General features: G+C 69.8%; 23 protein-coding genes and 1 tRNA gene. 6 read left to right on the plus strand and 18 right to left on the minus strand.

The window, feature by feature from the left end; translation table 11 throughout:
* Window positions 1–614 precede the first annotated feature (614 nt).
* Entirely contained in the window at window positions 615–1,070 is a 456-nt protein-coding gene (locus EWH70_RS28900) for a dihydrofolate reductase family protein (protein WP_338078624.1), read from the plus strand.
* A gap of 412 nt (window positions 1,071–1,482) precedes the next feature.
* Here EWH70_RS28900 and EWH70_RS28905 read toward each other — a convergent pair whose 3' ends face one another.
* Complete coding sequence (locus EWH70_RS28905) at window positions 1,483–2,679, minus strand: M48 family metalloprotease (protein ID WP_130478714.1); 1,197 nt, start codon at window positions 2,677–2,679, stop codon at window positions 1,483–1,485.
* 734 nt (window positions 2,680–3,413) lie between these two features.
* On the opposite strand from EWH70_RS28905, the gene EWH70_RS28910 reads away from it, so the two are divergent.
* Window positions 3,414–4,667: a tyrosine-type recombinase/integrase gene (locus EWH70_RS28910; protein ID WP_130478715.1), complete on the plus strand. Its 1,254-nt coding sequence runs from the start codon at window positions 3,414–3,416 to the stop codon at window positions 4,665–4,667.
* Between the two features lie 70 nt (window positions 4,668–4,737).
* On the opposite strand, the gene EWH70_RS28915 is transcribed toward EWH70_RS28910, so the two are convergent.
* Window positions 4,738–4,810, minus strand: a tRNA-Asn gene (locus EWH70_RS28915).
* Window positions 4,811–4,934: 124 nt separating this feature from the next.
* Between EWH70_RS28915 and EWH70_RS28920 the strand changes: the two genes are divergently transcribed.
* Entirely contained in the window at window positions 4,935–5,135 is a 201-nt protein-coding gene (locus tag EWH70_RS28920) for a hypothetical protein (protein WP_130478716.1), read from the plus strand.
* Here EWH70_RS28920 and EWH70_RS28925 read toward each other — a convergent pair.
* The 3 genes from EWH70_RS28925 to dnaG are packed head-to-tail and all read right to left on the minus strand — an operon-like array spanning window position 5,123 to window position 8,328.
* On the minus strand, window positions 5,123–5,896 hold the full coding sequence (locus tag EWH70_RS28925; RefSeq protein ID WP_130478717.1) for a trans-aconitate 2-methyltransferase: 774 nt from the start codon (window positions 5,894–5,896) through the stop codon (window positions 5,123–5,125). The genes EWH70_RS28920 and EWH70_RS28925 overlap by 13 nt on opposite strands.
* Window positions 5,897–5,911: 15 nt before the next feature.
* A complete protein-coding gene (locus EWH70_RS28930; protein ID WP_130478718.1) occupies window positions 5,912–6,433 on the minus strand; it encodes a hypothetical protein in 522 nt (173 codons plus the stop codon).
* A complete protein-coding gene (gene dnaG, locus EWH70_RS28935) occupies window positions 6,433–8,328 on the minus strand; it encodes a DNA primase (protein ID WP_130478719.1) in 1,896 nt (631 codons plus the stop codon). The genes EWH70_RS28930 and dnaG overlap by 1 nt, the downstream gene beginning before the upstream one ends.
* Before the next feature lie 33 nt (window positions 8,329–8,361).
* Between dnaG and EWH70_RS28940 the strand changes: the two genes are divergently transcribed.
* Window positions 8,362–9,288 carry a sigma-70 family RNA polymerase sigma factor gene (locus EWH70_RS28940; protein WP_130478720.1) on the plus strand — a complete coding sequence of 309 codons (927 nt, stop codon included), beginning with the start codon at window positions 8,362–8,364 and terminating at the stop codon, window positions 9,286–9,288.
* Between the two features lie 9 nt (window positions 9,289–9,297).
* Here the strand turns inward: EWH70_RS28940 and EWH70_RS28945 are convergent, their stop codons facing one another.
* Together EWH70_RS28945 and EWH70_RS28950 are read right to left on the minus strand one after the other, a co-directional pair.
* Window positions 9,298–10,224, minus strand: a complete 927-nt coding sequence (locus EWH70_RS28945) for a glutamate ABC transporter substrate-binding protein (protein WP_130478721.1) — start codon at window positions 10,222–10,224, stop codon at window positions 9,298–9,300.
* A gap of 288 nt (window positions 10,225–10,512) precedes the next feature.
* Window positions 10,513–11,091 (minus strand): carboxymuconolactone decarboxylase family protein, encoded by a 579-nt coding sequence (locus EWH70_RS28950; protein ID WP_130478722.1) that lies wholly within the window; start codon window positions 11,089–11,091, stop codon window positions 10,513–10,515.
* A gap of 280 nt (window positions 11,092–11,371) precedes the next feature.
* Here EWH70_RS28950 and EWH70_RS28955 point away from each other — a divergent pair, with 280 nt between their 5' ends.
* Entirely contained in the window at window positions 11,372–11,812 is a 441-nt protein-coding gene (locus EWH70_RS28955; RefSeq protein WP_240687290.1) for a MarR family winged helix-turn-helix transcriptional regulator, read from the plus strand.
* On the opposite strand, the gene EWH70_RS28960 is transcribed toward EWH70_RS28955, so the two are convergent.
* From EWH70_RS28960 to EWH70_RS29000, 9 genes are all read right to left on the minus strand, one after another.
* Entirely contained in the window at window positions 11,802–13,556 is a 1,755-nt protein-coding gene (locus EWH70_RS28960; protein WP_420809106.1) for a glycosyl transferase, read from the minus strand. The two genes, EWH70_RS28955 and EWH70_RS28960, sit on opposite strands and share 11 nt — an antisense overlap.
* Window positions 13,557–13,752: 196 nt before the next feature.
* Window positions 13,753–14,835 (minus strand): serpin family protein, encoded by a 1,083-nt coding sequence (locus tag EWH70_RS28965; protein WP_130478725.1) that lies wholly within the window; start codon window positions 14,833–14,835, stop codon window positions 13,753–13,755.
* A 9-nt stretch (window positions 14,836–14,844) separates the two neighbouring features.
* Complete coding sequence (locus EWH70_RS28970) at window positions 14,845–16,104, minus strand: deoxyguanosinetriphosphate triphosphohydrolase (protein ID WP_420809107.1); 1,260 nt, start codon at window positions 16,102–16,104, stop codon at window positions 14,845–14,847.
* A 447-nt stretch (window positions 16,105–16,551) separates the two neighbouring features.
* Window positions 16,552–17,205 (minus strand): YdcF family protein, encoded by a 654-nt coding sequence (locus EWH70_RS28975; protein ID WP_130478727.1) that lies wholly within the window; start codon window positions 17,203–17,205, stop codon window positions 16,552–16,554.
* A gap of 31 nt (window positions 17,206–17,236) precedes the next feature.
* Window positions 17,237–17,842 (minus strand): response regulator transcription factor, encoded by a 606-nt coding sequence (locus EWH70_RS28980; protein ID WP_130478728.1) that lies wholly within the window; start codon window positions 17,840–17,842, stop codon window positions 17,237–17,239.
* Complete coding sequence (locus EWH70_RS28985; protein WP_240687291.1) at window positions 17,842–18,960, minus strand: sensor histidine kinase; 1,119 nt, start codon at window positions 18,958–18,960, stop codon at window positions 17,842–17,844. The genes EWH70_RS28980 and EWH70_RS28985 overlap by 1 nt, the downstream gene beginning before the upstream one ends.
* 4 nt (window positions 18,961–18,964) lie before the next feature.
* On the minus strand, window positions 18,965–19,705 hold the full coding sequence (locus tag EWH70_RS28990; RefSeq protein WP_130478730.1) for an ABC transporter permease: 741 nt from the start codon (window positions 19,703–19,705) through the stop codon (window positions 18,965–18,967).
* Complete coding sequence (locus EWH70_RS28995) at window positions 19,702–20,628, minus strand: ABC transporter ATP-binding protein (protein ID WP_130478731.1); 927 nt, start codon at window positions 20,626–20,628, stop codon at window positions 19,702–19,704. The genes EWH70_RS28990 and EWH70_RS28995 overlap by 4 nt, the downstream gene beginning before the upstream one ends.
* Before the next feature lie 68 nt (window positions 20,629–20,696).
* Window positions 20,697–20,963 (minus strand): hypothetical protein, encoded by a 267-nt coding sequence (locus EWH70_RS29000; protein ID WP_130478732.1) that lies wholly within the window; start codon window positions 20,961–20,963, stop codon window positions 20,697–20,699.
* Between the two features lie 118 nt (window positions 20,964–21,081).
* Between EWH70_RS29000 and EWH70_RS29005 the strand changes: the two genes are divergently transcribed.
* Entirely contained in the window at window positions 21,082–21,570 is a 489-nt protein-coding gene (locus EWH70_RS29005; protein ID WP_130478733.1) for a protein-tyrosine phosphatase family protein, read from the plus strand.
* On the opposite strand, the gene EWH70_RS29010 is transcribed toward EWH70_RS29005, so the two are convergent.
* Window positions 21,557–22,942, minus strand: coding sequence for a glycine--tRNA ligase (locus EWH70_RS29010; RefSeq protein ID WP_130478734.1), 1,386 nt, complete (start codon window positions 22,940–22,942; stop codon window positions 21,557–21,559). The two genes, EWH70_RS29005 and EWH70_RS29010, sit on opposite strands and share 14 nt — an antisense overlap.
* A 102-nt stretch (window positions 22,943–23,044) precedes the next feature.
* On the minus strand, window positions 23,045–23,650 hold the full coding sequence (locus tag EWH70_RS29015; RefSeq protein WP_130478861.1) for a class F sortase: 606 nt from the start codon (window positions 23,648–23,650) through the stop codon (window positions 23,045–23,047).
* Window positions 23,651–23,763: the final 113 nt, after the last annotated feature.

Genomic DNA, 23,763 nt, shown 5'->3' on the forward strand with positions numbered 1-23,763 from the left:
TGGTACAGGCCTCGACTGCTGCCCATCACCTCGTCGGAGTCCGCGAGGTCCCGCTCCAGGCTGTCGAGCAGCGGCTCAAGATCAGTCACGGACCACCATCCTCACAATCGCATCAGGGCTCGGCTGCCCGTTCGCCACGCGGTCGATGATCTCCTGTGTCCGATGGTGCCCGCCAGATAGGTCGATACCGGACATGCCACGCGAACCAGTGACCGGGTCCTCCACCCGGAGCCGGAGCACATCGTCGTTCGACACGTCCACGTCTGTAGAGTCTCACCGAGCGTGACATGCCGATATTGCCGTCTCGCGGCCTACTCACCCATGATCAGTCTCAAATCCGTGGCATTTCCTCGCTAGGCGAGATCAGACGGCTTGCTCGAGTCGGGCCGCGTACACCACGCTGAGCCCCGAGCACGAGGACTACCGGCGAGCCCAGATCGCGCACCGGTGAGTTTCCCACGCCGCGCTGGTCTATACGTCGGACACCCACGGACGGAAGGCTGGGCCATGCGGAAACTGATCTACGGCATGAACCTGACATTGGATGGCTACGTCGCCGTACCCGGCGACGACCTCAGCTGGAGCGGGCCGAACGACAAACTGTTTCAGTGGTGGTGCGACCAGGAGCGAGCGATCAGCCTGTTTCTTTATGGGCGCCGACTGTGGGAAACCATGAGCGCCCACTGGCCAACCGGCGACCAGCAGCCCAATGCCACCCGGCGGAGATCGAGTTCGCGCGGAACTGGCGGGACACGCCGAAGGTGGTGTTCTCCTCGACGATCGAGAAGGTCGACTGGAACACCCACCTGGTCGCCGGCGACGCGATCGCCGAGATCACCCGGCTCAAGGCCGAGGACGGTGGACCGATGAGGGTCGGTGGCACACCCCTCGCAGGAGCGGTCATGCGGGCCGGGCTGATCGACGAGTACGAGATCGTCACCCATCCGGTCCCCGTGGGTGGCGGCACACCGTTCTTCACGGCGCTGGACAGCTGGGTGAACCTGAACCTGGTGGAGACTCGGACGTTCCCCGGCAGCGTGGTCCTGACCAGGTACGAGACGAGGCACTGAGCAGCAGTACCCAGGCGCTGCTTTTACGCCGACTCACGGCAGACGGACACATCGAGTCGCAGCCGGCACCGTCTGTCAACGACTGACGACCGTCCTGACATATTCCGTCTGATCAGTGACTAAAGGTTACCGAACGTTACAATTTGACGTCATACTGTTCAAATGGCGGATTAGGCGGTTAAGTCACGATGCTTCCCAACCTACCCGGTGTTGTGGCCCGGTCAGCTGTGTTGGACGAACCCGTAGCCTCCTAGAATGGGAACGATCGGGCGACCGCCCCCTCTTGCATCTTGCTGATGAGCTCCAGCGCCGATCCGAGCGACGCTCTGAATTTTCCGACGTCACCTTACCTGACCGGGTGCTCGACTGTCTCACACTCGGCGAACAGTGGCAGACTCAACCGAAATTATTTTCACAATTCGTTGAGGGCATTTTCGAGTGTTCTCTTACAGATCGAGTAGGTCACCTGAAACTGCTCCAATGCCGTGCGGATCCTTTGAAAATAGCCGCCACCTTCCGGCCCGTGATCCAATTCGGTGGTATTGTCGATAATTTGTTCAATTTGCTTGCCGGCGACGTTGATAATTGCCGCCAGTCGGTCGTCTGGATGGGGGTGGGTCGAGAAGCTTGTCGGCGCGGCCCCCAGGGCGCTCACAAGGTACATCGCAAGAATTGTGAAAGCGATCCCGTCGACACAGAAGAGGATGAGACCAAGGCGTGAACGGTCCGGCCCGAGTGGGTGCTCCCCGATACGCCGAACCTGTTCCCAGTTGCTAGCGAGTAGGAGTTCATTGTAGCCCGTTAAGTCTGCTTGAAGCTCCTGCATCCATTCATTGGACAATTCGCCAGCATTGTGGAGTGCATCCATGTTCGCAGCAACGGAGTCTGCCAAGTAGGCTCTGGCGACCTTCTTGACAGGCGCTCCGACGTGGCCGTGCAGAATGTGGGCGAGTTCATGTCCGATAATAAACCCTTCGGCCATATAGATGCGTCGTTTTCGATGTTCGAAGTCGATGTCACTGACCCCTTCTCGGCGCAATTCGAATAGTTCCGCTCGGCCTTTGTATCGCGCCACAAAGCTTGGGTCTCCACCGACCAGGAAGCGTTTGAGTTCGATCGTGCGTGCAATGAATTCTGGTAGTTCGCGCTTGGTTGCCCAATTTTCGATGTACTGGCGTAATTCATCCTCCGCCAGCTTAGCGTTCGCCACACGTGCGTAAACTTTAGCTTGAAGTCTGCCCACGTTTTCCCACAGGTACAAACATTGATCAAGGGCGACGTAGAGACCTTCGGAGACAGCAATGTATGGCGCCGAACCAAAGGAACTCTCAGCACTGGCGTTCGGAGACAGGAAGCTTACGCGGCCAACGAATACTTCTTTTAAGGAAGCATGAAGCTGCCAGGGCGAGTATTTCTTGTACCGGTCCAATATTTCATTGACGATCGGACAGTTGCTCGCCTGGCCTCTAGACGACCATCCGAGCACCTCAGGTCGAACATTTAACTTGACACCTGTCCGCTCCTGCAGCCAGGCGTAGTAATTTTGTTCTCCTGATACTCCGAATCTTTGACTGAATGCGCTCCTGGACCTGCGTAGTGCTTGCTTCATTTACCAGCCTACTGATTGAAGTGGGGTCAACTGATGACGCACACTCTAACCGACTCACCGTCGAAACATGACCATCTCGTTGGGAGGCATCGGCGGCGCGATGGTTCAGTGCTGCTGGTGGCGGGTTTAGGTCGTACCTTGCGGCACCCAAGAGCCGGGTCAAGCAGGACATCACCGACAACTAGTGAACCTGATTCGCCGACGCTGGTTACGGGTCCTTGCCCGCAAGACGAAGTACACCGCAACACGAAAAGCAATTGACATCTGCGCCCGCGTTGGCGCCGTTGAGCCGCCACAGAAGTCCGAGTTGTGCGCGTTGCGCCGGTGGCGCTTAGCCGCCTTTCAGCGCCCCCACATCAGCAGGCTCCTCCGCTCATACCATCCCCTCCACCGCTTTCGCACCCCGCCCGCAACCGTAGAAGGGCGCAGCGCCACACTGAGCATTCTCACGGCCCTGTCATGCGACGGACCCGCCCACAAGGCGGGACAGCGCCGAAACACCGTCGGAAGTCCAAGCCCCCGCCATATCTCGCGCCCTCGTGAACACCGCAGACCGGGAAGCATCTGGCCGGTCGGCTACCGCAATTCTGTCATCCGGCCAATAGACTGAGCGTCCGCGAGTTGGAAGGAACGAGGCCGGTCAGCAGACAAGACGCGTGGCCAGATCTGGGTTCCGCCGACACTGGCCACGCCGATGAGGCCAACTGCCGGCCGGCCTATCGAGGGCGTATGGGATGACGCTGGATGGTCCCACTCCGCTGGCGCAGGCGAACCCCGAAAGGCTCCTTCTGATGGGGCGACCGCCGCTGTCGGTCGGGACCTACGGGAACGTGAGCACGCGCAAGCTCGGCCGCGACCGCTGGCAAGCCTACGCGCGGTATCGAGCCGCGGATGGTTCCCTCATGCCGGCGAAGCGTCGCGGGAAAACCAAGACCGAGGCCGAGAACCGGCTGCGAGAGGCTCTGGGTGAGCTGATCGACGCCGTGCGCGACGGAGAGATCCTTCCAACCACTCGCATGGGCGTGATCGCCGAGGCCTGGTTCGAAGAGATCGAACGAGAGGCGGACCTCGGTGACCGATCACCCACGACCGTCCGGCTCTACAAGTCGGTACTGAAGAACTGGATCCTGCCCTCGATCGAACGTTTGCAGGCCCGCGAAGTCCGGGTGGCCACCTGTGATCGCGTCCTCAAGCGGACCGAGGACACAGCGAGCCGCTCGGTGGCGAAGACCTGCCGGGCGGCGTTGTCGGGACTCTGCGACTTCGCGGTGCGCAACGGTGCCATGACCATCAGCCCCGTACGGTCGCTTCGCCGGACTCGTGCTCCGGCGGCCAAGGACGTGGCGGCGCTGACCGCGGAGCAGCGCAAGGACCTACTCACCCAGCTCGAGCAGCTGGCAAACCGGCGGGCGGTGGATTCGAAAGGCCGCCGGCTCGGTGCTCGGGCACGGATCTGGGCCATCCTCCCCGACCTGGTCCGGACGATGCTCGCTACCGGCATCAGACTCGGCGAACTTCTGGCCCTCGATGCTGCGTCGTTCGACCGGCAACGCGGCACGCTGGCCATCGACTGGCGGCTCGTGCGGGTGACCGGACAGGGGCTACGCCGACTCCGCCTCCGTATGGGCAACAAGGCCGGCATCCTGCTGAAGCTTCCCAATTGGGCGATACCCATGCTGACCCGCCTCGCCGACGCGGCGGGCGAGGACCAACCCCTGTTCGCTTCGGCGGCCGGCGGGTGGCTCGACCCGAGCAACGTCGTGCACCGGATCCGCGAGGCATTCGACGAGTGCGGCTACGAGTGGGTCACCAGCCACGTCTTCCGAAAGACGGTGGCCACCGTGCTGGACGAGGCGAACCTGCCCACCGGGGCTGTCGCCGACCAGCTGGGCAACACCCGAGCCGTGGCCGAGAAGCACTACATCGCGCGCCGCACGGCGAACGACGAGAACGCAGCCGCGCTGGAGACCTTCGAAGACGTCGCGTGAGTTTGTGCACCATTTATGCACCCTCAGGCCATTGGCTGGACCTTTGAAAGGGCTCTGACCTGGGAAGATGCTCCCCCGATTGGACTCGAACCAATAACCTGCCGGTTAACAGCCGGCTGCTCTGCCAATTGAGCTACAGGGGACTACCGTGCGGCCGGGCGTCCCGGCCAACGCAGAGAACTTTAACGCATGCCCTCCGGCCGCCCTGCAGCCACCCCCGGCGTCAGGGGACAATGGACCGGCGAGGCGAGGAGGAGGTGCGAACCGATGAAGAAGTTCTTGCTGGGCGCGGCTCTCGGCTACGTGCTCGGAGCACGGGCCGGCCGGGCGCGCTACGACCAGATCGTGCGGACCTACCGCAAGGTCGCCGATCACCCCGCCGTGCAGAGCGCCGCCGGGGTCGCCAGGGCCAAGCTCGGCGAGAAGGTCCCGCTCGCCGACCGGCTGGGCGATCGTCACCGCGACTGACCGGTCACCGCCACCACGAAGATCCGGCGGAACGGGAACCAGGTGACGCCGTCGGGCCTGCGCGGATAGGCGTCGCGCAGCAGGCCGCCGAGTTCGTAGCGGAACCGCTGCCAGTCCTGTTCGGGCAGGGCCGCCTTGACCGGGCGCAGCGCCGTGCCGGTGATCCACTCCAGCACCGGATCCTCGCCCCGCAACGGCTGCAGGTAGGTGGTCTCCCAGGCGTCGACGGCGCAGCCCGCGTCGGTCAGCTGGTCCGCGTAAACCACCGGGTCCGCCACCGCGTCCTGCTCGCGGAACACCACGTCGTCCAGCTGCGCGGCCCAGCGCGGGGTACGCGCCAGCTTGCGCACCAGCTCGTGGGACGGGGCGCCGAGGTTGCCCGGCACCTGGACGGCCAGCGTCGCGCCCCCGGGCAGCTGACCGACCCAGCGGTCCAGCAGCTCACGGTGCGTGGGCACCCACTGCAGGACGGCGTTGGACACCACGACGTCCGTGTCCGGCTCCGGCACCCACTCCGTCACGTCGCCGACCTCGGCGTCGACCCCGCGCTCGCGGGCCGCGGCAACCATGTCCGGTGAGCTGTCGAACGCCTGCAGCGTCGCCGACGGCCAGCGCCGCGCCAGCACGGCGGTCAGCGTGCCCGGCCCGCAGCCGAGGTCGACCACCCGCCGCGGCGAGTCGGCCCCGATCCGCGAGATCAGGTCGTAGAACGGGCGTGCCCGCAGGTCGGCGAAGTCGAGGTACTTACCCGGATCCCACACAGTACGAGCGTACTGCTATTCGCCGGAACGGGCCAGCTTTCGTGCGGCCTCGTCGGCGATCCCGGCGACCAGCTCCAGGTCGGCACCCGGATCGGGACGCACCTGCAGGACCGTGCCGTCGACACCGGGCGGCTTGCGCTGGACGAACCACGCCCCTCCCCCGGGTAGGTCCTCGTGGTGCCGCGCCCGGATCGACCCGTCGACCCGCTGCCGCACCAGCAGCGGCACCTTCCCCGGCGACGCCACGGCGAAGGACACCGGCTCCCGGTCGGTCAGCAGGACGGCGCCGCCCGCGTTGCCCGACTCCTCGGCCTCGGTGACCGTCAGCGTCCCGTCCTTCCAGACGGCCTTGCTGATCAGGTGCCAGCCGATCCGGCGCGCACCGGCGCCGTCGGGCACCCACAGCCCCAGCCGGGTCACCACCAGATGACCGCCGCCGGTGACGGCCGCCGAGCCGACGGCGTCCTCCCCCGGCTCCAGCGGGCCGGGAAACCCGTCCGGCAGCCGGTCGCCCAGCAGGCGGCGCAGCAAGCCCATCAGTCCAGCCCTCCGACGGCCTGCTCACGCAGCGCCTTGCGGTACTGCTCCAGCGCCACCAGGTCGCCGAACAACGCCCGGTAGTCCTCCGGCGCCTCCACCGGCGACAGCCGCTGCAGCTTGGACTTGATCTCCAGGATCTGCCTGCCGACCAGGTTCTCCTGCACCGCGGCCAGCACGCCGGAGATGTAGCGCGAGTCGACCTCGCCCTTGGCGCGCAACGGTTCCACCGCCAGTTCCGAGAGCACCCTGCGGACCGTCCCTTCCGGACAGTGCGGGGCGGCGGCGTCCAGCAGCGCGGGCCCGGACAGGCCACCGGCGGCGCCACCGGCCTTGAGCACGGCCTTGTGCACGGTCACGTACACCGGATGGGTGAACGCCTCCTCGGGCAGCGCGTCGTACTCCGGCCCGGCGAACGCGGGCTCCTGCAACGCGGCCTTGAGCGCCTCCCGCTGCGCCAGCAGCCGCGGGTCGCCCGGGTTCGGCGGCGGCAGCTCACTGGGCGCGGCGGACTCCGCGGGCTTGCGCGGGGCCGTCAGCACGGCACCGTCTGCCGGACCGGACGCTCCGGCACTGGCCCGCACCCTGCGCACCACCATCGCCTCGTCCTGCCAGCCGACCCACCAGGCCAGCTTGGTGGCGTAGCCGTCACGCTTGGCCCGGTCCTTGATCCGGCCGACCAGCGGCACCGTCTTCTGCAGGGCGGCGACCTGGCCGTCGACGGAGTCGAGGTCGTAGCCGGCGAGCATGCTGCGGATGGCGAACTCGAACAGCGGAATGCGCCGCGCCACCAGGTCGCGCACCGCGGCGTCGCCCTTGGCCAGGCGCAGCTCGCACGGGTCCATGCCGTCCGGGGCGACGGCGACGTAGGTCTGCCCGGCGAAGGTCTGGTCGCCCTCGAACGCCTTGAGCGCCGCCTTCTGGCCTGCCGTGTCGCCGTCGAAGGTGAAGATGACCTCGCCGCGGAACGCGTCGTCGTCCATCAGCAGGCGGCGCAGCACCTTCATGTGGTCGGCGCCGAACGCCGTGCCGGAGGAGGCGACGGCCGTGGGCACGCCGGCCAGGTGCATCGCCATCACGTCGGTGTAGCCCTCGACGACCACCACCTGGTGACGGCGGGAGATCTCCTTCTTGGCCAGGTCCAGCCCGAACAGCACCTCGGACTTGCGGTAGACCGGGCTCTCGCTGGAGTTGAGGTACTTCGCCTCGATGCGGTCGTCGTCGAACAGCCGCCGCGCGCCGAACCCGACGACGTCGCCGCCGAGGTCGCGGATGGGCCACACCAGCCGCCGGTGGAAGCGGTCGATCGGCCCGCGCTGGCCTTCCTTGACCAGTCCGGAGGTGATCAGCTCCTTGAGCTCGAACCCCTTGGTGAGCAGCAGCTTGGTGAGCTTGTCCCAGCCCGCCGGGGCGAACCCGCAGCCGAACGTCTTCGCCGCGGCCGCGTCGAAACCACGCTCGGCGAGGAACTCCCTGGCCTTCAGCGCCTCCGGGGTCTGCAGCTGCTCGGCGTAGAACTCGGCGGCGATCTTGTGGGCCTCGACCATGCGGGTGCGGGTGCCGCGGTCGCGGCGCACCACCGCGCCGCCGCCCTCGAAGGTCAGCCGGATGCCTGCCCGGTCGGCCAGCCGCTCGACGGCCTCCACGAAGCCGAGGTGCTCGATCTGCTGCACGAACCCGATGACGTCGCCACCGGCGCCGCAGCCGAAGCAGTGGAACGTGCCCTTGCTGGGGCGGACGTTGAACGACGGGGTCTTCTCGTCGTGGAACGGGCACAGGCCCTTCAGCGAGTCGCCACCCGCGCGGCGCAGCGCCACGTACTCGCCGACGACGTCGTCGATCCGGCTGCGCTCCCGCACGGATGCGATGTCGCTCTCCCGGATCCGTCCCGCCACGCGTCCAGCTTAGTCGCCGGGCACACTGGACCCATGTCCGACTCCGCTCCCGCCCTCACCGACGAGTTCGCCGCGCAGCGGTCGCACCTGATCGCCGTCGCCTACCGGCTGACCGGCTCGGTGTCCGACGCGGAGGACGCCGTGCAGGAGGCCTGGCTGCGGCTGGCCGCGCTGCCGCGGCAGCGCCGGGACGAGATCCGTGACCTGCGCGCATGGCTGACCACGGTCGTCGGCCGGATCGGGCTGGACCGGCTGCGGTCGGCCGCCGTGCGGCGGGAGCGCTACGTCGGCCAGTGGCTGCCGGAGCCGATCGTCACCCCGCTGGGGTCCACCTCCGGGGAGGACCCGCTGGAGGCCGCCGTGCGGGACGAGGGCGTGCGGATGGCGGCGATGGTGGTACTCGACACGTTGTCGGCCGAGCAGCGGGTGGCGTTCGTCCTGCACGACGCGTTCGACGTGCCGTTCGCCGAGATCGCCGGGATCCTGGGCTGCTCACCGGCGGCGGCGCGGCAGCACGCCTCGCGGGGCCGCCGGGCGCTGGCGGACGCGGAGCCGCCGCCCCGGGCGCCGCTGCCCGAGCAGCAGGCGCTGCTGGAGCGCCTGGTGGCCGCCATGGCCACGGCCGACGTCCAGGCCATCGCCGAGGTCCTGCACCCCGACGTCGTGCTGATCGGCGACTCCGACGGCCGCGCCCGCACGACCCGCCAGGTCATGGTGGGCGCGGACAAACTCGTGCGGTTCTTCCACGGCCTGGCCCGCATGTACAGCCCGGAGGCGCTGGCCAAGGCCACGCCGGTGCTGGTCAACGGCGACCTCGGGCTGTACATCCCGGCCTCGCCTGGCTACGGGCCGTACCGCGCGCTGGACACCCACGTGCAGTCGCTGGCGATCCGCGACGGCCGGATCGTCGCGGCCTACGACCACGCCAACCCGGAGAAGCTGACCCACGTGGCCGTCTGAGCCCCGGCGCTACGAGCCGGGGACCGAACCGATCACCGGCGGCGACGGCGGCTGGCCGGCGACGACCGTGCCCAGCGAGTCCCGCCAGGCCTGCTCCCAGATCCCGGCCTGCTCGATCTTCTGCAGCCAGGTGTTGACGAACCGCTTGAACGCGTCGTCGCCCCGGCGGATGCCGATGCCGTACGGGTCGCTGGTGAACGGCTGGCCGACGATCTGGATCTTGTCGTTGAGCCGTGCCGCGCCGGCGAGCACGGTCAGGTCGTGCACGTAGGCGTCGACCCGGCCGGTCTCCAGCGCCTGGACGCACTCGGCGGGCGTGCCGAACGTGGTCAGCTTCGCGGTGGGCACCTGGCGCTCGACGGCGTCGGCACTGGTGCTGCCGGCCAGGGCGGCGACGTCGCGCCCGGCCAGATCCTCGACCTTGCCGATGCGGCTCTCCGAGCGCAGGGTGGCGATCGACTGGCCGGAGATCAGGTACGGGCCGGCGAAGGCCACCTTCTCCGCGCGCTGCGGGGTGATCGTGTAGATCCGGATCACCGCGTCGACCGTCCCGGTCTGCAGCACGGCCTCCCGCGTCTCCGGGGTGGACTGGACCACCTGGACGTTGGGCTCGCCGATGATGTACTTGGCCAGCATCTTGCCCAGCGTGGCGTCGAATCCCTCGGTCTGCCCGGTGATCGAGTTCTGCTCGGACAGCAGCGGCATGTTCAGCTCGCCGCCGACCAGCAGCTGGCCCCGGCGCTTGATGGCCTGCGCCGTCGGGCTCTCGGCGAGCTCGGCCTCGGTCGCGACCGGCGCCCGGTCCACCAGACCCACCGGTGCGGCGGCACTGCTGTCCGCCAACGGCGTGCCACCTCCTCCGCCCGTGCCGCAGGCGGCGGTCGCCGTCAGGGCGAGCACCGCGGCCACGGCAGGCAGAAGTCGACGCCTCGGCATGAGCCCACACTCCATCCGTCGTTCCCAGTGGGCGACTGGCCCCCAGGACCTCCAGCCGGAGCGAACGCACGCTCGGGCACAGACGATAACCACTCGAACGGGCTAACGTAAAACCCTCTGCTTCAGTGTGTGAAACACCAACTTGCAGGGGCTATAGGTAAACAATCACCGCAGCCGGTTTCCCCCGGTACGCGGACTGATCCGCGGGATCTCCGCCGGGAAGAACTGCCGCACCCGCCACCACACTGTGTCCTACGCCACAGTCCGGTGGCGGGTGTAGGACAGGACCTAACTACGCTCCGTGGAAGCAGGTATCTGGCAGGCGTCGCCACTGGTGAAACCCTGTGCGGGGATGTCGAGCGCGCTGTTGACCCTCGCCCGCTGGTTCTCCAGTGCGATCAGGTAGGTCAGCTCGACGACGCCGGCGCGGCCGAACTCGCGCTCCAGGCGCGCCACCTGCTCGTCGGTGACGGCCACCGGGGTGGCGGTCATCGCGTCGGCGTAGGCGATGGCGAGCCGCTCCGGCTCGCTGAACAACGGCGAGGTGGCGTAGTCGTCGATGGCCTTCAGCCGGTCGACGTCGAGGCCCTCGTGCTGCTGCAGCATCGTGCCGAAGTCGACGCACCACCAGCAGCCCAGCTTCACGGCGACCCGGTAGACGGCCAGTTCCCGCACGCTGACCGGCAGCGTGCGGGCCGCCTTCTCGACCAGCAGCTCGTGTACCCCGCTGGCCCGCAGCAGCTTCGGATGGTGGGCCGAGACGGCCATCGGCTCCGGCATCGCGCCGAACCGCCTGCGGGCGAAGCGGTAGAACAGCTTCAGCAGCGGGCCGGCTTCGCGTTCGGTGACCGCGGGAATGCGCGGCATGGTGACCTCCAACGGTTTCGTGGCTCTCGCCGGATGGACGAGACACCCACCGCCCGTGTGACACGACCATTCGCCAGGAGTGGTTAACTCGCGCATCCGCAGGGGTGGACTCGCGGGTCCGGAAGGGTGGACTCGCACCGCACCGGTCGGGCCCGTCGGCGTCTGGACTGACGAGCCCCAAGGCCGCCCCGCGGCCGACGGCGAGGAGGGAAGACGCCGACCCATGGGGCCCGACCGACGCGCGAACGGAGTGAGCGCCAAGGATTCAGCCGGACGGGCTTTGTTCCGCCTGGTCAGGTACTGGTCGCGGCGCTGGGCGCCGGAAGTCGTCGAGCGGCTCTACGAGGGCGCCCCGCCCGCGTGGACGGTCCAGAACCTCTACGTGATCGAGGCGATCTCCAGCGCCACCCGGGTCAACGACGAGGTCACCGTGGCCGACGTCGCCCGCCAGCTGGGCCTGGACCGGTCCGTTGCCAGCCGGATGATCACCGACGCGGTGTCCGACGGGTTCGTCACCCGGGAGACGTCCACGCAGGACGCCCGGCGCGCCCGGCTGCTGCTGACCGGGGAGGCCGAGCGGTTCCTCGCCGCGACCCACCGGCACCAGCGGGAGGCGTTCAACGCGCTGGTGGCCGACTGGCCCGCCGAGGACCGCCGCCGCTTCGCCGGCTACCTGCGCAGGCTCGCCAGGCAGGTGCTGGACGAGCCGGTCAGGGAGTGAACTCGCGGACGTCCCACATCCAGACGTTGCCGACCACCCTGGCCGGCTTGTGCAGGATGGCTTCCAGCGCGGCCTTGAGCTGGTCGTCGTAGCGGTGGGCGGGCAGCACGATCACGTCGGCGTTCCAGTACCGCAGGTCGGCCAGTGCCCTGGCGCGGTCGCCCTCGTCGATCACCGGTTCGGTCCCGTCCTCGGAGATCTCCTCCAGCAGCCGGGACAGCGGACGGCGCGGAGCGCCGTAGGTGCCCTTGCCGTCCGTGCCGGGGCCGACGAAGTACCCCTCCGGCAGCGGGAAGGCGAAGCCGGTCTCGACCTGCCACTGCAGGGGTTCGACGCTGCCGCTGTCGGGTAGCGGGACCGGCACGACCGTCCCGCCCGGATCGACGTAGTTGCGCCACAGGCCCTGGGCGAAGAACGGCGGGGTCTCGGGCCGCCGCACGACCTCCAGCGGCGTGGGCGCGATCGGCAGCAGCGCGCCTGCCAGCGCCGCGAACCACAGCGGCCACACCCACCTGCGGCCGGCCAGCACCCGGTCGGTCGCGACGGCCAGCAGCACGGCGATGGCCGGCACCGCACCGAGTGCGAACCGGGACTCCAGCACCGACTCGAACAGCGGCAGGTCGAACATGCCCAGCCACGGCCCGGGAACGGCCGTCGCGCTGCCGTCCACGATCAGGAACACGCCGGTGGACAGCCAGCACATGGCGAACGCGGCGATGGCGGCGGCGCGGGCCACCGCCACCCGCCACAGGCAGACGGTGAGCACCACGAACAGGATCACCAGCGGCCAGCCGAAGAACGCGTTCTCCTCGGTGCGGTTCATCGACAGTTCGCGGGCGGCCTCCGGCTGCGCCGCCCAGGACTCGGTGGCGAAGGTGGTGAACGCGGCCGCGTCGTTGCCGGCGTAGCCGTGCTCGATGGAGCCGTAGCTCTGCGGCCCGAAGAACTGCCACCACAGCGGGAACGCGACGATCACCAGCGCCACCCCGGCCGCGGTGCCCAGCCCGGCCGCGAGCCGCCGCGGGCGCAGGTCGACCTCGTGGCGGCGGATGGCCAGCCAGGACACCGCGAAGATCAGGAACGTGACCGCGCCGATCAGCAGCGGTTCCTCGCCGAGGAAGATCTGGTACGCCACCAGCAGGCCGAGGACGACGCCGTCACGCACCGGCCGGGTGGTGTGCAGCAGCCGGACGACGCCGAGCACGATGAACGGCAGCAGCACCAGCACCGCGAAGTTCGGGTGCGCGTTGGCGTGCGAGATCATCGGCGGCGCGAACCCGCAGAACGCCCCGCCGACCGCGGCGCCGATCCGGGATCGCACCACGTGCCGGGACAGCACCCAGTACCAGCCCGCCGCCGTGCCGGCCAGGCCGCCGGTGAGCGCGACCGCCCAGGTGACCGACGGCCCGAAGACGATCGTCACCGGCGTCAGCGGGATGGCCAGGCCCAGCATGGTGGTGTTGGCCATCATGTTCACGCCGAGCGGGTGGTTCTGCCACGGCGACAGCAGCGGGTTGTCCAGGTTGACCACGGCGTGGGCGGTGCTGGCGAAGAACCACTCCCACATGTGCTGGTCGCTGGCGCTGTTGTACAGGTAGCCGGTGCCGACATGACGCCAGAACGGCCCGAACACCACCATGGCCAGCGCGAGGAAGCCGACCATGGCCAGGAGGTCGCCGACGGTGAACGGCCTGCGGACCCGCTCGGACACCGGCGCGCCGGGCCTGCCCGGGGGTGCCTCGATCACCCTGAGTACCTCCCCGACTTCCCCGGCGATCCTGCTGGCGGATCACCCTACTGGGGCCGGGTCCCGAGTTGGGAGTCCGGTGCATGAGTCGGTGAGCCCAGGGTTCTGCTGGCAAGGCGCCGGTTCGCCCCTCGTACTGGGCCGTACTCGGGCGGGCCGGCAACGCCGCCAGCGGGGCCCTGGGCCCGGCGAATCATTCAGCGGATTCCCAACTCGGGACACTCACTCTCGCCAGGAAGTAGAGGGCGCCGGTGGGTGCGTGGCGGACAAGCAGCAGGAACGGGCGGTCCACCCGCACCTCGGCCTCGTCGGGGATGAACGCCACCATCCGGATCATCGCCGCGGTGGCGGCAGCGCCCTCCAGGCCGTTCTCGTCGAGCCGCAGCACCGCCTGGTGCTGGACGTCGGACACCACCAGCCGCGGGTCGGGCGAGAGGTTGCCCAGGTCCGCGCCGGGGCCGAACACCGTGCGCACGCCGAGCGTGCCCAGCGCGTCGACGAGGTCGGCCCGCTCGTCCAGGCGCAGTTTCGGCATGGTCAGCGAGATCTGGGTGTCGGTGCGTGCGGCCAGCAGGTCGCCGACGAGCGCGGCGTCGAGGTCCGGCTCACGCTCGGTGAGGTCGCCGCCGGGCAGCAGCACGACGGCCTCGACGTCACCCGCCGCCGGGACGCTCACCACCGTCCAGCCCGCGTGCTCGGCGTAGCCGAGGCGTTCGGAGATCCGCATCATCGGCACGCTGCGCACGCCGGACGGGGTGGTGAACTCCCCCGGCGCCGTGTCGCCGTCGGGGAACGGTGTGGCCCAGGACGTCCGCAGGTACAGGGCGTTGACGACGCTGGCCACCGTGTCGGCGTCGACGGCGCCGCTGTCGAGCAGCTCGGGGATGAGGTCGCGGGTGGTCTCGGCGACGTCGGCGTTGATCACCTGCCGGGCACGTTCCGGGTCGGTGACGAACGGGGCGGACCGCACGGCGCCGGCCGGCCAGGACTCCAGCTCACGCAGGAACGGCTCGGCCAGCGGTAGTTCGTCCCAGGCCCACAGCGTGTTGGCCACGGTCAGCACGGCGTCCTCGGACGGCAGTTTCGCCGCCGCGTGCAGCAGTTCCTGGTGGCCGTCGAGGTCGCCGAGCAGGGTTTCCAGCTCGGCCGCCGTGCCGCCCCTGGCGGCTCTGGCCACGAGGGTGAGCGCGCTGGCCACCGAGTAGGGCGAGAAGCAGAAGTTGCCCTTCCCGGCCAGCTTGTGGTGCAGATCCAGGGCGAAGCGGAGGTGGACCATTCCCCGACGCTACCTGCTGTGCCTGCCCGCGTGCCACGAGTGCCAGGCGTGGGCCTGGGCGTCGGTCAGCACGGCCACCTGGTCGATCACCACGCGCAGCCGGGCCGCGTCGTCGCCCGCCCGCTCCCAGGCGGGTACGAACGTCGGGTCCAGCGCCTCGGGTGCCCGCCGCAGCAAAGCGGCGACCAGTTCGGCGAGCATCTCCCGCTGCCAGTCCTGCATGGCCAGCCTGCGCGGGTCGCTCATGACGTAACGCAGTGCCAGCGCCTTGAGCAGGGCCACCTCGGCGCCGACCTGCTCGGGCACGACCAGCCGGGCGCCGTAGCGGCACAGCGGCCCGTCGCCGTACACCGCCCGGGTCCCGGTGACGGCCGCCGAGGCGAACCGGCCGACCAGCTCGCTGGTCATCCGTTTCAGCGCGACCTGCGCGGCCAGCGAGGCGTCGAATCCGTCCAGTGCCGCGACGGCGGGCAGCGCCGCCAGCTCCCGGGCCGCGGCCTCCACAGTGGACACCGACTCGGCGGTGAAGTGCTTGGCGGCCAGGTCGGCCACGGCCGCCCGGTCCTGCGGGTCGGCCAGCACGTGCAGTGAGATGCGGCCGGCCAGTACGCCGTCCTCGACGTCGTGCACCGAGTAGGCGACGTCGTCAGCCCAGTCCATGATCTGGGCCTCCAGGCTGGGTTGCCGCTCGGGCGCCCCGGCACGCATCCAGTCGAACACGGCGAGGTCGTCGTCGTAGGCGCCGAACTTGCCCTGGCCCGCCGAACGTGGCCACGGGTACTTGGTGGCCGCGTCCAGGCAGGCCCGGGTGAGGTTGAGGCCGACGCCGTCGACCTTGGGCTCCAGCCTGGTCAGGATGCGCAGGGTCTGCGCGTTGCCCTCGAATCCGCCGCAGGGCTGGGCGACCTCGTCGAGCGCGTGCTCGCCGTTGTGGCCGAACGGCGGGTGCCCGATGTCGTGGGCCAGCCCGGCGGTGTCGACGAGGTCCGGGTCGGCGCCCAGTTCCTCGGCGATGCCGCGGCCGATCTGGGCGACCTCCAGCGAGTGGGTCAGCCGGGTGCGCGGGATGCCGGTGATCTCGGCGCCCTCGCCGGGGCCGACGACCTGGGTCTTGCCCGCGAGCCTGCGCAGCGCCGCGGAGTGCAGCACCCTGGCGCGGTCCCTGGCGAAGGGGGTGCGCTCGTCGGCGCGCGCGCCCGGCAGCGTGCCGCCCTTGGGCGGCTCGGGGAGGCGGCGTTCCAGGTCGTGCGCGGTGTACGGGCTCACCAGGTCACATTAGCCGCAAGCTCGTGAAGGCCACCTTCACCACGTCACACGTCAGGGTCCCGGCGAGGTCCGGAGTCGTGGGCGATTGCCGTGAGGGCCCCCTTCACGGCATCAGACGCCACCACATCCGCCCTCACCCCGGGCACACCCGCCCCACCAGCCTCAAACACCACAACCACCCCACCAGCCACCACGAACGAGACAACCCACCGAGCACCAGAGCACGTGAAGGCCACCATCACCACGTCACACGTAATGAAGGTGGCCTTCACGAGCTTGACCTCAGGGCGCCACGTGAGAACCCGATCCACATCGTGAGTTCTGCGCTCACGCACGCGAGTTCTGCGTTCCGGCCCGCGAGTTCTGCGCTCGGGACCACCACCCACCCCGCCGGACACCCACTCTGCCGGACCCTGACGTGCGACGTGGTGAAGGTGGCCTTCACGAGCTTCAGCCGAGGCCGGTGCCGCCGATGTCGTCGGCGGGGCGCTTGGTCAGCCGGTAGAACAGCAACGCCCCGGTCTCCCGGAAGATGTACTTGGCCTGCGTCTCGCGGGTCTGCACGATCGGGCCGCTGTGGGTGGGCGACGTCCACGCCTCCAGGCCCTCGTCGCGGGCCATCGTGCGGGCACGCAGCGAGTGCCACGGGTCGCTGACGATCACCGCCGTGTTCCAGCCACGCCGCCGCACCTCGTCGGCGACGGCCCGCAGGGTGCCCAGGGTGTCGCTGCCCTCCCCGACGACGATGCTGCGCTCGGCGGGCACTCCCCGGTCCACCAGCCAGCGCGCGCCGGCCTCGCCTTCGGTGAACCGGTCGCCGTCCTTGCTGCCGCCCGAGGTGAGCACGTAGCCGGCCACCCCGGACTCGAACAGTTCCTTGGCGTGCACCAGCCGCGCCCGCAGGATCTCCGACGGTTTCCCGTTGTACTGCGCGGCACCGAGCACGACGATCACGTCGGCCTTGGCACGGTCGTCGACGCGGGCGACCTCCCACACGCGGAAGGCCGTGCCGCCGACCACCAGCAGCACGATCAGCAGCGACCCGAGCACGGCACGCCGCACCCAGCGGCCCGCGCTCACCTGTCCCGCTGCTCGATGTGTCACGGTGAAATCCTGACAGACTAACCGTCCGTAACTACAGCCAGCCGCGTTCCTCGGCGAGCCGCGCGGCCTCGGCCCTGGTGCGGGCGCCGGTCTTGCCGATGGCCGATGACAGATGGTTGCGGACCGTCCCGTCGGACAGCCGCAACCGCCGCGCCACGTCGGCGACGGTCGAGCCGTCACTGGCCGCCCGCAACACATCCTGCTCCCGCGCGGTGAGCGGGCTCACCCCGGTGGCCAGCGATTCCGCGGCCAGCGCGGGATCCACCACCCGGAGTCCACTGTGGACACGACGGACGGCGTCGACGAGCTGCTCGGGCGGGCTGTCCTTGACGACGAACCCCGCAGCACCCGCGGCCATGGCCCTGGCCAGGTAGCCGGGCCTGCCGAACGTCGTGCAGATGATCACCCGGCACTCCGGCAGCGCGGCCCGCAACTGCGCCGCGGCGTCCAGCCCGTTGCCGTCGGGCATCTGCACGTCCAGCAACGCGACGTCCGGAGTGGACTCCCGCGCCGCGGGCACCACCTGCGCGGCCGAACCGACCTGCGCGACGACCTCGATGTCGGCCTCCAGTCCCAGCATCGCGGCCAGCGCGCCACGCACCAGCGCCTGGTCGTCGGCCAGCAGCACCCTGATCATCACGCCTCCGCCCGCACCGAGAAACCACCGCCCGGCCGCGGTCCCGCCCGCAGCCGCCCGCCTGCCTGCGCCAGCCGCTCGGACAGGCCACGCAGGCCGTTGCCCTCCGCTCCGGGCTCGGCGGTGCCGTCGTCGGTGATCTCCACGAACCGTTCCCCGAGCCGGATCCGCACGACCGACGCCCCGGCGTGCCGGATGACGTTCGTCACCGCCTCCCGGACCACGTGGCCGAACACCGGCCGCAACTCGGCGTCGACGTCGTCCACCGCGTGCGGCAGATCGGCCCGGATGTCCGCCGCCCGCAGCGCCTCCCGCGCCCCGGCCAGCTCGGCCGCCAGCGACACCTCGCGGTAGTCGGTGACGGTGGCGCGGACGTCGGCGAGCGCGCCGCGGGCCAGCGACTCGACCGTGCGGATCTCCTCGATGGCACGTGCCTCGTCGTGGCTGGTCTCCAGCACCCGCCTGGCCAGCCCGGCCTGCACGGCGATCGTGGTCAGGCTGTGCCCCAGCAGGTCGTGCAGGTCGCGGGCGAGGCGTTCGCGTTCGGCGCTGACGGCCAGCGCCGCGATCTCGTCGCGGGCCAGCCGCAGCTGCCGGACGGTGCGGGAAAGCCTGCCGAGGAAGAACATCGCGGTGCTGACCGACACCACGGTCACCAGGTCGCCGACCTCCGTGACCAGCAGGTCCAGCGCCGCCAGCCAGCCGGTCAGCGCCAGCACCGCCACGCCCAGCACTGTCAGCGCCAGCGGCGTCGGCAGCGACATCGCGATCAGCACGGTCGCGTACAGCAGCAGGTGCATCGTGTTGATGCCCAGCACGGCCACCAGCGCGAACCCGACGGCCAGATGGGCCAGCCCGAAGCCGAGCCGCACGCCGAGCCCCCGCCGGGCCAGCATCAGCGGCAGCGCCAGGTAGCCGGCGCTGTACACGGTCAGCAACGCCACCACGGTCGTGCCCCGCGGGAGGTCCGCGGTGAACACGCCGTGCAACGTGGGGACCACCAGCGGCAGCAGGGTGACCGGCCCGATGACCAGCCACCGCAGCGGGAACCGGAACGGGCCGCCGGGCGGCAGCCGGATGTCGTCGCTCCAGCGCGCCCAGCGGCTCGTTGCTGTCACCATGTCACCCTCGCGCACTGTCCCTGCGGTACCGACGGACCACTATCGCACCGAGCACCACCGTCCACCCGGCGAGGACGGCGGCCGCGCCGAGCAGGTCCACCGACAGGTCGGCGGTCACCGCTCCCCTGCCGATCTGGGTGAGCCAGTAGGTGGGCAGCACCGGCGACACCTCACGCAGCCAGTCCGGCATGGCGTCGATGGGCACGAACAGCCCGCCCGCGAACCCGAAGACCATCATCACCAGGATGCTGATGCCCTGCATGGAGTCCGGAGTGGCGAACTGCCCGATCACCAGACCGAGCAGCACCAGCGGGATCGCGCCGAGCCAGCTGCCGGCCACCACCCTGACCCAGCCCGCCGGATCCAGGCTCACGCCCTCGACCAGCACGCCGACCACCGGCACCAGGATCAGCGCGGGCAGCGTGACCAGCATCCCCGCCAGCGTCTTGCCGCCGAGGTAGCCGCCGCCGGACAGCGGGGTGAGCCGCAGCTGCCGCTGCCAGCCCCCGGCCCGCTCCAGCGCGAGCCTGCCACCGCCGGTCAGCGCCGCGCCGAACGCGCCGTAGACCATCATGTTCACCATGAACACCCCGGCCAGCTGCTCGCGGTGCGGGGTCTCCCCCTGCAGGAACACGTTGGCCTGCAAGAGGAACAGCACGACCGGGAAGGCGACGGCGAGTACCACGTACCGCGTCGACCGGAACGTCCGGCGGATCTCCAGGGTCAGGTAGGTCAAGCTCATCGGGCCGGCTCCGTTTCGGTGGTCAGCGACAGGAAGGCGTCCTCCAGCCCGGCCGCGGCGACCTCGATGTCGTAGGCGTGGCCGTACCGCGACAGCAGGGCGCGCAGGGTGCGGTCGGAGTCGTCACTGGACAGCGTCGCCCGGTCGGCCCGCAGGTCGACGGCCGTGACGCCGGGCAGGGCGAGCAGTTCGGGCTCGCCAGCACCGGGCACGACGGCCCGGACGGTGCGGCCACCGGCCAGCGCCCGCACGGTCGCCACCGTGCCGTCGGCGACGATCCGGCCCGACCGCAGGAACACCACCCGGTCGGCGAACTCCTCGGCCTCCTCCAGGTAGTGGGTGGCGAACAGCACGGTGCGGCCGGTGTCGGTGTACTCGCGCATGGACCGCCAGAACTCACGGCGGGCGCCGACGTCCATCGCCGCGGTCGGCTCGTCGAGCACCAGCAGGTCGGGGTCGCTGACCAGGGCGATGGCGAAGCGCACCCGCTGCTTCTGCCCGCCGGACAGCTTGCTGCCGCGCCGCCCTGCCAGCTCGGTCAGCCCGCAGCGGCGCAGCACCTCGCCGGCCGGCATGGCGTTGCGGTGCAGCGAGCCGACCATGGCGATCATCTCGGCCACGGTGGCGTCGTCGAGCAGGGTCGCACCCTGCAGCATGGCGCCGATCGCTCCGTCGGCGACCGCGTCGGCGGGCGACCTGCCGAACACGGTCACCGTGCCGGAGTCCGGTGTGGACAGTCCGAGCAGCATGTCCACAGTGGTCGATTTGCCCGCGCCGTTGGGGCCGAGCAGCGCGACCACCTCGCCGGGCGCGATGGTCAGGTCGACGCCGTCGACGGCGCGGACCTCCCCGTAGTGCTTGCGCAGCCCGGCCAGATGGACCGCGGCTCCGGCGGACACCTCGTCAGCAACGTTTTTCCTCATGCCACGAGCGTGCCGCCGGGGCGGCTCACGCTCGCAGGCCGGGCGTCACGATCTCACCATGACAAATGTCAGGGCAGCTCGGTACAGCTCAGTTGCACCGGAAGCAGGCCGTACAACGCCGTCTCCGTGGAGCACATGGCGTTGGCCTGGCTCTGCGGCGCAGGCTTGCAGCCGATACCCACCGGCAGGTAGCCGAACAGCAGCTCCAGCAACGACAACGAGTCGCAGTCGTAGTAGTCGTAGCCCGGGGGTGGCGTCTCCTGGGCGGAGGCGGCCGGCGCGGCGAGCGACGCGGCAACCAGCGTGGTGGCTGCGACCATGGCGATCCTGCGCATGATGACTCCCCTTTCCCCTGGCGGGATTTCGGTGATCACGGGGATAACCACGCGCCGTTCGCCACAAACGAACACCGGCCCAGGTCCACCGGAGTAGGTGACGGTGCAGGATGGACCGATGACGACCGAGCCGTTCGCCGACACGATCACCCTGCCCGACGGCACCGCGGTCCGCGGGCGCGGACGGCGGCAGGGCCTGCCGGCCGGACCGTTGCCCGACTACGGCCTCTACCTCGGTCACAGCCCGGACGCGCCACACCGGCCGCTGCTGCGGCTGGAGAAGGTGTGGCGGCCGGGCTGGGCCGCCGACTGGATCACCTGGCCCGACTTCCGCACGCCCCGCGACGCGACCGCGGCCGCCGCGCTCATCGAGCACGCCCACGAACGCGCCAGGGCGGGCGACCGGGTCGAGATCGCGTGCTACGGCGGAACCGGGCGCACCGGCACCGTCATCGCCTGCCTGGCGGTGCTCGCCGGGCACCCGGCCGCCGGCGCCGTCGAGTGGACCCGGCGCCACTACCGCCCGAAGGCCGTGGAGACCCGGGGACAGCGGCGCTGGGTCGAGTGGTTCGCCGGGTACCGGGCGGCGGCCGTCAGCAGCCGATGAGCCGCGCGGCCAGGTACGACTCGACCTTGTCCAGCGCGATCCGCTCCTGCTGCATCGTGTCGCGCTCGCGGATGGTGACCGCGTTGTCCTCCAGCGAGTCGAAGTCGACCGTCACGCAGAACGGCGTGCCGATCTCGTCCTGGCGGCGGTAGCGCTTGCCGATCGCCCCGGCGTCGTCGAAGTCGGCCGACCAGTGCCTGCGCAGCGCGGCGGCGAGGTCGCGGGCCTTCGGCGTCAGGTCGGCGTTGCGCGACAGCGGCAGCACGGCGACCTTGTACGGCGAGAGCCGGTAGTCCAGCCGCAGCACCACGCGCTTGTCGACGCCGCCCTTGGCGTTGGGTGCCTCGTCCTCGGCGTAGGCGTCGACCAGGAAGGCCATCATCGACCGGCCCACACCGGCCGCCGGCTCGATGACGAACGGGCGGTAACGCTGCCCGGAAGCCTGGTCGAAGTAGGACAGGTCCACGCCGGAGTGGTTGGAGTGCGTGGTCAGGTCGAAGTCGGTCCGGTTGGCGATGCCCTCCAGCTCACCCCACTCCTGGCCGCTGAAGCCGAAGCGGTACTCGATGTCGACGGTCCGCTTCGAGTAGTGCGACAGCTTTTCCTTGGGGTGCTCGTAGTGGCGCAGGTTGTCCTGCTTGATCCCCAGGTCGGTGTACCACTCGGTGCGGGTGTCGATCCAGCGCTGGTGCCACACCTCGTCCTCGCCCGGCTCGACGAAGAACTCCATCTCCATCTGCTCGAACTCGCGGGTGCGGAAGATGAAGTTGCCCGGCGTGATCTCGTTGCGGAACGACTTGCCGATCTGGCCGATGCCGAACGGCAGCTTCTTGCGCGAGGTCGTCTGCACGTTGAGGAAGTTGACGAAGATGCCCTGCGCCGTCTCCGGCCGCAGGTACGCCAGGCCCTCCTCGGTCTCGACCGGGCCGAGGTGGGTCTTGAGCAGGCCGTTGAACTCACGCGGCTCGGTGTACTGGCCGCGGGTGCCGCAGTTGGGGCACGGCACGTCGCTCAGGTCGCCCTCGACGACCTCCTTGCCGGTGCGCTCGGCGTACTCCTCCGACAGGTGGTCGGCCCGGTAGCGGCGGTGGCAGGACAGGCATTCGACCAGCGGGTCGACGAACGCGTCGACGTGGCCGGACGCCGTCCACACCTGGCGGGGCAGGATCACCGAGGAGTCCAGGCCGACGACGTCGTCGCGGCCCTGCACCATGGCCTTCCACCACTGGCGCTTGATGTTCTCCTTCAGCTCGACGCCCAGCGGACCGTAGTCCCACGCCGACCGGGTTCCGCCGTAGATCTCCCCGCACGGAAAGACGAAACCACGACGCTTGCAGAGACTGACTACGGTCTCGATGGTGTTGGCGGGCACTCCACGCTCCGTGACATGCGGGGACGGTTATCGGACTGAAGAGTTACCAGGGTATCCGCACCGTTTCCGCGCGCCCACGAGGGGTTTGCCGGTTACCGAACGTCAGGGGCGCTTGACGAGTTCCGCGGTGACGATGCGGTTGTCGCGGTAGCCGTCGGTGCCGCCCACGTAGTCGCCGCCGCAGGTCACCAGCACCAGCCGGTGGTCGCCGTCCTGGCCGAACAGCTCGGCGGCCTGCGCGGGCAGGTCGTCCTTGTGCACGGTGACGATGTCGGTCACCTTGTACAGCCACTGGCCGCCGGAGGAGTCGATGACGCTGACCTCCTGGCCGTTGCGGCTGCGCCACAGCTCGTCGAACGGGCCCTTCTTGCCCTTCCAGTTGACGTGGCCGGACAGCAGCGCGGCGCCCTTGCTGGCGCCCAGCCCGGCGCCCCACCAGGTGGCCTCGTCCAGGCCCTCCGGGATCGGCAGTGTGCCGTCCGGGGTGAGTTCGCGGCGCACCAGCGTCGCGGTGCCGCCCTCGGGGAGCTTGATCGTCCCCGGCTGCTGGCCCTTCGGGGTGTCGGCCTGCTGGCCGGGTGCGGCCTCGCCGGCGGCGGGCCCGCCCTGCGCGGTGCCGGCGGTCTCGTCGCCGCCGGTGAACACGAGCACCCCGGCGACCACGGCGGCCACCAGCACGACCGCGAGCCCGCCGAGGATCCACGGCAGCTTGCGGCGGCGTGGCTGCTCGGGCTCGGGGTACTCCTCGTCGTCGTACTGCGGGTAGCCGTAGTGGTCAGTCACGGGAGACCTCACTCCTTGTCAGCGAACGAGCCCGGTAG

It is taken from the genome of Amycolatopsis suaedae, assembly GCF_004214935.1.
GTDB classification, from domain to species: domain Bacteria; phylum Actinomycetota; class Actinomycetes; order Mycobacteriales; family Pseudonocardiaceae; genus Amycolatopsis; species Amycolatopsis suaedae.

What these genes read in the sequence shown, in the direction of transcription:
- EWH70_RS28965 (WP_130478725.1), bottom strand. Translation starts at nt 14,835, where the DNA reads ATGGTCCACCTCCGCTTCGCCCTGGATCTGCACCACAAGCTGGCCGGG.
- EWH70_RS28930 (WP_130478718.1), bottom strand. Translation starts at nt 6,433, where the DNA reads ATGGGCTTGCTGCGCCGCCTGCTGGGCGACCGGCTGCCGGACGGGTTT.
- EWH70_RS28990 (WP_130478730.1), bottom strand. Translation starts at nt 19,705, where the DNA reads ATGAGCTTGACCTACCTGACCCTGGAGATCCGCCGGACGTTCCGGTCG.
- EWH70_RS29005 (WP_130478733.1), top strand. Translation starts at nt 21,082, where the DNA reads ATGACGACCGAGCCGTTCGCCGACACGATCACCCTGCCCGACGGCACC.
- EWH70_RS28910 (WP_130478715.1), top strand. Translation starts at nt 3,414, where the DNA reads ATGACGCTGGATGGTCCCACTCCGCTGGCGCAGGCGAACCCCGAAAGG.
- EWH70_RS28995 (WP_130478731.1), bottom strand. Translation starts at nt 20,628, where the DNA reads ATGAGGAAAAACGTTGCTGACGAGGTGTCCGCCGGAGCCGCGGTCCAT.
- EWH70_RS28950 (WP_130478722.1), bottom strand. Translation starts at nt 11,091, where the DNA reads ATGCCGCGCATTCCCGCGGTCACCGAACGCGAAGCCGGCCCGCTGCTG.
- EWH70_RS28945 (WP_130478721.1), bottom strand. Translation starts at nt 10,224, where the DNA reads ATGCCGAGGCGTCGACTTCTGCCTGCCGTGGCCGCGGTGCTCGCCCTG.
- EWH70_RS29000 (WP_130478732.1), bottom strand. Translation starts at nt 20,963, where the DNA reads ATGCGCAGGATCGCCATGGTCGCAGCCACCACGCTGGTTGCCGCGTCG.
- EWH70_RS28920 (WP_130478716.1), top strand. Translation starts at nt 4,935, where the DNA reads ATGAAGAAGTTCTTGCTGGGCGCGGCTCTCGGCTACGTGCTCGGAGCA.
- EWH70_RS28940 (WP_130478720.1), top strand. Translation starts at nt 8,362, where the DNA reads ATGTCCGACTCCGCTCCCGCCCTCACCGACGAGTTCGCCGCGCAGCGG.
- EWH70_RS28980 (WP_130478728.1), bottom strand. Translation starts at nt 17,842, where the DNA reads ATGATCAGGGTGCTGCTGGCCGACGACCAGGCGCTGGTGCGTGGCGCG.
- EWH70_RS28905 (WP_130478714.1), bottom strand. Translation starts at nt 2,679, where the DNA reads ATGAAGCAAGCACTACGCAGGTCCAGGAGCGCATTCAGTCAAAGATTC.